This window comes from Flavobacterium sp. Leaf359 (genome assembly GCF_001423985.1).
Classification (GTDB): domain Bacteria; phylum Bacteroidota; class Bacteroidia; order Flavobacteriales; family Flavobacteriaceae; genus Flavobacterium; species Flavobacterium lindanitolerans.
On the sequence record NZ_LMPW01000012.1, the window covers coordinates 882,236 to 888,273 of the forward strand.

General features: G+C 36.3%; 6 protein-coding genes. 4 read left to right on the forward strand and 2 right to left on the reverse strand.

From position 1 onward, the window contains the following. Window positions 1-33: 33 nt before the first annotated feature. On the reverse strand, window positions 34-861 hold the full coding sequence (locus ASG38_RS12465) for an S-adenosyl-l-methionine hydroxide adenosyltransferase family protein (RefSeq protein WP_056071334.1): 828 nt from the start codon (window positions 859-861) through the stop codon (window positions 34-36). 106 nt (window positions 862-967) lie between these two features. Here ASG38_RS12465 and ASG38_RS12470 point away from each other — a divergent pair, with 106 nt between their 5' ends. From ASG38_RS12470 to ASG38_RS12480, 3 genes are all read left to right on the forward strand, one after another. After that, window positions 968-1,918: a PhoH family protein gene (locus tag ASG38_RS12470; protein WP_056071337.1), complete on the forward strand. Its 951-nt coding sequence runs from the start codon at window positions 968-970 to the stop codon at window positions 1,916-1,918. Between the two features lie 242 nt (window positions 1,919-2,160). Further along, window positions 2,161-3,111: a phosphoribosylaminoimidazolesuccinocarboxamide synthase gene (locus ASG38_RS12475; protein WP_056071340.1), complete on the forward strand. Its 951-nt coding sequence runs from the start codon at window positions 2,161-2,163 to the stop codon at window positions 3,109-3,111. Window positions 3,112-3,305: 194 nt separating this feature from the next. Continuing rightward, complete coding sequence (locus tag ASG38_RS12480; RefSeq protein WP_056071342.1) at window positions 3,306-3,692, forward strand: ankyrin repeat domain-containing protein; 387 nt, start codon at window positions 3,306-3,308, stop codon at window positions 3,690-3,692. Window positions 3,693-3,774: 82 nt separating this feature from the next. On the opposite strand, the gene ASG38_RS12485 is transcribed toward ASG38_RS12480, so the two are convergent. Beyond that, window positions 3,775-4,866 carry a M42 family metallopeptidase gene (locus tag ASG38_RS12485; RefSeq protein ID WP_056071344.1) on the reverse strand — a complete coding sequence of 364 codons (1,092 nt, stop codon included), beginning with the start codon at window positions 4,864-4,866 and terminating at the stop codon, window positions 3,775-3,777. 82 nt (window positions 4,867-4,948) lie between these two features. On the opposite strand from ASG38_RS12485, the gene ASG38_RS12490 reads away from it, so the two are divergent. Beyond that, entirely contained in the window at window positions 4,949-5,605 is a 657-nt protein-coding gene (locus tag ASG38_RS12490) for a DUF4294 domain-containing protein (RefSeq protein ID WP_056071347.1), read from the forward strand. Window positions 5,606-6,038 lie beyond the last annotated feature (433 nt).

The following is a 6,038-nucleotide window of genomic DNA, read 5'->3' on the forward strand; positions in this document are numbered from 1 at the left end:
TACAGCCTAAAGCTTAAAGCCCAATATATAAAGCTAAATAAAATTAATACTTACGAAATCGCGGTACTTTAATCCCAACAGGCTGGAGGCACCTCCAACAGAATTAGGATTGCTACGGTAGATTGCGATTTCTAAAAATCCCGCCTCATTGAAAATAGCCAACTCCTTTCCTTCATAAAATTTAATGGAATTCTGCTCAAAATTAACAATCGATGAATAATTAGGAAGAATGGTCCTTAATTTATAATTCTTAAAGCTGACTTCATATTTCCTGCCTTTTCCTATTTTAGTGAAAAGCTGCTTGGAAATATTAGTCACCACATTTCCAAAATGGTCAATATAGATAGCATAGCCTTTAATACTATTATTGTCCTGACTAACTACAGCCTGCAATTCAGTGACTTCTTTTATTTTAGTAATCTCCTTTCCTATAACATTCAGTAATCCGCCTCGTGCTAAATGACAAGCTACGGTTACAAAAACGTCCATAGCCGTTGCATTGATTCCCAGTCGGTCGTGTATATTAATAGATACAATTTTCTGTGGAATGATTTTTTGAATCAAAAGGCTCAATATTCCATTGTCAGCACAGATAAAATACTGGTCGTTCCATTGCATTGCAATATGCTGCGTTTCGGGATGCAGTTCAGAATCTACACCTATAATATGTACGGTTCCTTTTGGAAAGCTGGAATAAGAAGCACCAACAATATAACTGGCTTCAGAAACATTGAACAAATCAATTTCATGTGAAATGTCTACAATCCTGGCTTCAGGATATTCAGAATAAATTTTACCCTTTAAAGAACCGACAAAGTGGTCTTTGCATCCAAAATCGGTCGTAAGGGTAATTATTGACATAAAATTGTTTATAACATTAACGCCGCGGCGCCTAAATTTTTATTAAATTTGAGATATGCAAAGCTAACAAAATAGCCAGATAATTTTTAATTTAATACTATAGCTTTTGAACGAAAGAACAATCGAACTCGTAGATATTGCGCCAAAAGATTTTTGGGGCGCCCAAGATTCTCATCTTGAAACTATTAGGAAATACTACCCTAAACTAAAAATTGTTGCCAGAGGAACTACGATTAAAGCTTTTGGAGAAAAAGAAGTTTTAGACGAGTTTGAAAACCGCTTCCAGCGCCTGATGCTCCATTTTTCACGCTATAATAATATTGACGATAATGTTATTGAAAGAGTTATTGAGGGTGGTAGCCAACAGGTGGAAAGAATGGCAGACCATGACAAAATTCTGGTACATGGTGTAGGTGGAAAAATAATCAAGGCAATGACGCCAAACCAGCAGTTGCTTGTAGACACCGTAAACAAAAATGATATGGTTTTTGCCGTTGGTCCGGCCGGAACCGGAAAAACCTATACAGGTGTGGCAATGGCTGTAAAAGCGTTAAAAGAGAAGCAGGTCAAAAGGATTATACTTACGCGTCCTGCGGTAGAAGCCGGAGAAAATCTGGGATTCCTTCCCGGTGATATGAAAGAAAAACTGGACCCGTATATGCAGCCACTTTATGATGCCCTTCGTGACATGTTGCCCAACGAAAAACTGGAAGACTATATCACAAAAGGAATCATACAAATAGCACCATTGGCTTTCATGCGTGGACGTACGCTTGATAATGCATTTGTTATTCTTGACGAGGCTCAGAATACAACACATTCACAAATGAAAATGTTCCTGACCCGTATGGGGAAAAATGCCAAATTCATGATAACGGGCGACCCGGGACAGGTTGATTTGCCAAGAAGGACAATTTCAGGATTAAAAGAAGCTTTACTGGTACTAAAAGATATTGACGGAATAGGAATCATCTATCTTGATGATAAGGATATTGTACGTCACAGACTGGTTAAGAAAGTAATAGAAGCCTATAAAAAAATTGAAAACCACGATTGAGAGTAGCAGCGTATAATTAAATTAAAAGATAACGCAACAGGTTGATGTTTTTGGTCTTATACCAGGCTAAAGCAGAAACATATAAAATAGTAAAAAATAACCAGTTGTTTTTAAAACAATTATTAAAATGACTAAGGCTCGGAAGTACTAATTAATAGGTATTATTTCGAGCCTTTTCTTTTGTGTATCTCTGCCAAACGAATTACTTTTGCATCTTTACAAACAACACAACAACCATAGAAATGAACAACACAATAACTACTACCAATTTTAATTTTCCGAAACAGAAATCTGTTTACAGAGGAAAAGTTCGTGAAGTGTACAATATTAATGACGAACTTTTGGTGATGATTGCTACTGACAGGCTTTCTGCTTTTGATGTGGTTTTACCCAAAGGAATCCCCTATAAAGGACAAATATTAAACCAGATTGCCACCCGATTCATGGAAATGACCTCACATCTTGTTCCGAATTGGCTAATTGCATCACCGGACCCAAACGTAGCCGTTGGCCATTTATGCGAACCGTTTAAAGTAGAAATGGTTATACGTGGTTACCTGTCAGGCCATGCTGCAAGGGAATATGCTGCCGGCAAAAGAGAAATCTGTGGTGTTGCAATGCCTGATGGGATGAAAGAAAATGATAAATTCCCGGAACCAATTATCACGCCAACAACTAAGGCAGATAATGGAGAGCATGATGAGGATATTTCAAGAGCGGTCATTTTAGAAAAGGGAATCGTATCAGAAGAAGATTATGAAGTATTGGAAAACTATACAAAAGTGCTTTATAATAAAGGTACGCAGATTGCAGCCGACAGAGGTTTGATTCTGGTTGATACAAAATATGAATTCGGCAAAACAAAAGAAGGGAAAATCGTTTTGATTGATGAAATCAATACACCGGATTCTTCAAGATATTTTTATAAAGAAGGTTATGAAGAAAGACAGAAGAGGGGAGAATCCCAAAAACAGCTGTCAAAAGAATTCGTAAGACAATGGCTTATTGCCAATGGCTTTCAGGGTAAGGAAGGGCAGCAGATTCCGGAAATGACAGAAGAATATGTAGAATCAGTTTCTGAAAGATACATTGAATTGTATGAAAATATTTTAGGAGAGCAATTTTTTAAAGCCGATATCTCCAATATTCATGAGCGCATCGAAAAAAACGTACTCGATTTTCTGAATAAATAATCTAACACAATCATAATTATCTGATAACCACGCTCTGCGTGGTTTTTTTGTTCTTTGTAGTGTGAAAATAACAGGGAGCATAAAACGCTAAATGTTAAAATTATGTTAGAAAAATAAAATACTGTAACAAAAGAAAAAAACAGTCGTCTATTAAGTAACAATCAAATCAAAAAATAATTTAAAACACAATCATCATGAAAAAATCAATCGTTTACTTAGGAATTGCATTACTTGCATTTGGAAATGTTGCTATCGCAGCTAACACTAATTCCCTAACAGAAAACACTGTTGTTGTAAAAGCTAAAAACGTAAGCCCTTTATGTCAGGCTATCGCTAAAGGAGATGTTGAAACTGTAAAAAGAATGATAGAATTCGGATCAGATGTCAACGCTACTTCAAATGGAATGACGCCATTAATGTTTGCTGCACGTTACAATAAGGTAGAAATCGTAAAATTGCTTTTGGAAAGCGGAGCGAAGGTAAACACAAAAGATGAAAAAGGATTTACAGCATTAAAACATGCTGAGCTATCAAATGCTACTGAAGCAGCTGAACTTATAAAAGCGCATAAAAAAGCATAAGAAATCATCAATCAAAATAAAGTCCCGTTATCTCATCAATAACGGGACTTTTGTTTTTATACCTGAGTATTATATTAATGTGTTATTTACCAAAGTAGGTAAATGTTTCTTCGTTTTTAATTTTAAGCAAAGATTCGTAAATCAGTTTTATCACATTTTCTACATCATCACGATGAACCATTTCAACTGTTGTATGCATATAACGAAGAGGCAAAGAGATTAATGCCGAAGCAACACCACCATTACTGTAGGCAAAAGCGTCCGTATCGGTTCCTGTAACTCTTGAAGAAGCCAATCTCTGGAACGGGATTTTCTTTTCTTCTGCCGTATCCAGGATTAATTCCCTAAGATTGTTTTGAACGGCAGGCGCATAAGTCACAACCGGGCCTTTACCAATTTGAGTATCACCTTCAATTTTTTTATCAATCATTGGAGTAGTGGAATCATGGCAAACATCCGTAACTATGGCAACATTAGGCCTGATAGTTTTGGTAATCATTTCAGCACCGCGCAAGCCTACTTCTTCCTGAACGGAATTGGTAATGTATAGTCCAAAAGGCAGTTTCTTTTTATTCTCGTGAAGCAGTCGGGCAACTTCAGCAATCATAAAACCGCCAATTCGGTTGTCGATAGCCCTGCAAACGAATTTGTTTTCATTCAGAACCATGAAATCGTCCGGATAAGTAATAACACAGCCAACATGAACGCCAAGTTTTTCAACCTCTTCTTTTGTTTCGCAACCACAATCAATAAAAATATTATCAATTCTGGCGCCTTCTTCCTTACCACGATTTCGGGTATGGATAGCCGGCCAACCAAAAACACCTTTTACAATTCCGTTTTTGGTATGAATATTGACGCGTTTTGAAGGAGCAATCATGTGGTCCGAACCGCCATTTCGGATTACATAAATTAAACCGTTTTCAGTAATATAATTGACATACCACGAAATCTCATCGGCATGTCCCTCGATAACGACCTTATAGTTCGCTTCAGGGTTGATGACACCAACAGCAGTTCCGTAGGTATCCGTAATAAAAGTATCGACGTATGGTTTTAGATAGTCCATCCAGATTTTTTGGCCTCCGGATTCATATCCGGTAGGTGACGCATTGTTCAGATAGTTTTCCAGAAAATCAAGTGAAGACTTTTTGAGTATAGATTTTGATGCCATATGATTATTTTTTGGCTAAAATATAAATTTGAAATTACAGTTATCCATATATTATATAATTTTACATAACAAATCAAACTTAATGAAAACTATAAACTATTTCTTTTTACTCTTCCTTTTATCTAATACATTAAATGCACAGGTAGATAAAAATGACGAGTACCTGAATCAGCCGGATACAATTAAGGTAGTCCAGCTGGATGAAGTACTCATATTAAAAGGAGAGATTGATGAAGAAAGTAAAAAGAACTTCCTGATTTTGCAGAGAAGAGTACAACGCGTATATCCTTTTGCAAAAGCTGCTGCGGATAGATTGGTTGCATTAGAAAAGGGAATGGCTAAACTAAAGACCGAAAAAGAAAAGAAGAAGTACTTTAAGATTGTAGAAAAATATCTCGAGAATGAATTTGAAGGACAGTTGAAAAAATTATCCAGAAGAGATGGGCAAATTCTCGTAAAGCTAATCCATAGGCAAACCGGTTCTACCACTTTTGATTTAATTAAGGAGCAAAAAAGCGGGTGGAAGGCATTTTGGGCAAATAAGACAGCCCGTGTTTTTAGTATAAACCTAAAAACACAATACAATCCTTATAATGTACCGGAAGATTTTCTAATCGAAACTATATTGGTAAGGGCTTTTGAAGAAGGCCGACTCCCAAAACAAAATCCTGGTATCAGTATCAATTACCAGGAATTAGCTAAATCATGGAATGAGAAAGTAGCAAAATCTAAAACATAATAGGGTTTTTATAGCCCAAACAGAAGAAGGTAGTCTTGAAAGGCTGCCTTTTTTATTGCTTTTGATGGAGTTGAAACATATTTTGCCTGTATTACCTATATATATGTATATAAATTTTACTTGATTTTCTGTTAGAAATAACCCTGCTTACAATTCCTCACCCTTGTTTTTCCCGGTTTCTGTGAACCTGCCTGGAAAAAGTCTAAAAAAAGCTCGACTATAGGCTTCTGTTTTCCAGCGCCTTGCAAAAAAGTTTGAAAAAAAGTTGCGATAAAGCTTGCGGAAGCGGAAAAAGGTGCTACTTTTGCACCCGCAATAAAGGCGAAGTTCATAGGTAAGTACTGACAGGAAGCAGGTTTAAAAAAGGAATAAAATTTTCCAAAAATAAATTTGCGAGTTTCAAAAAAGGTTTTTACTTTTGCACCCGCAATCA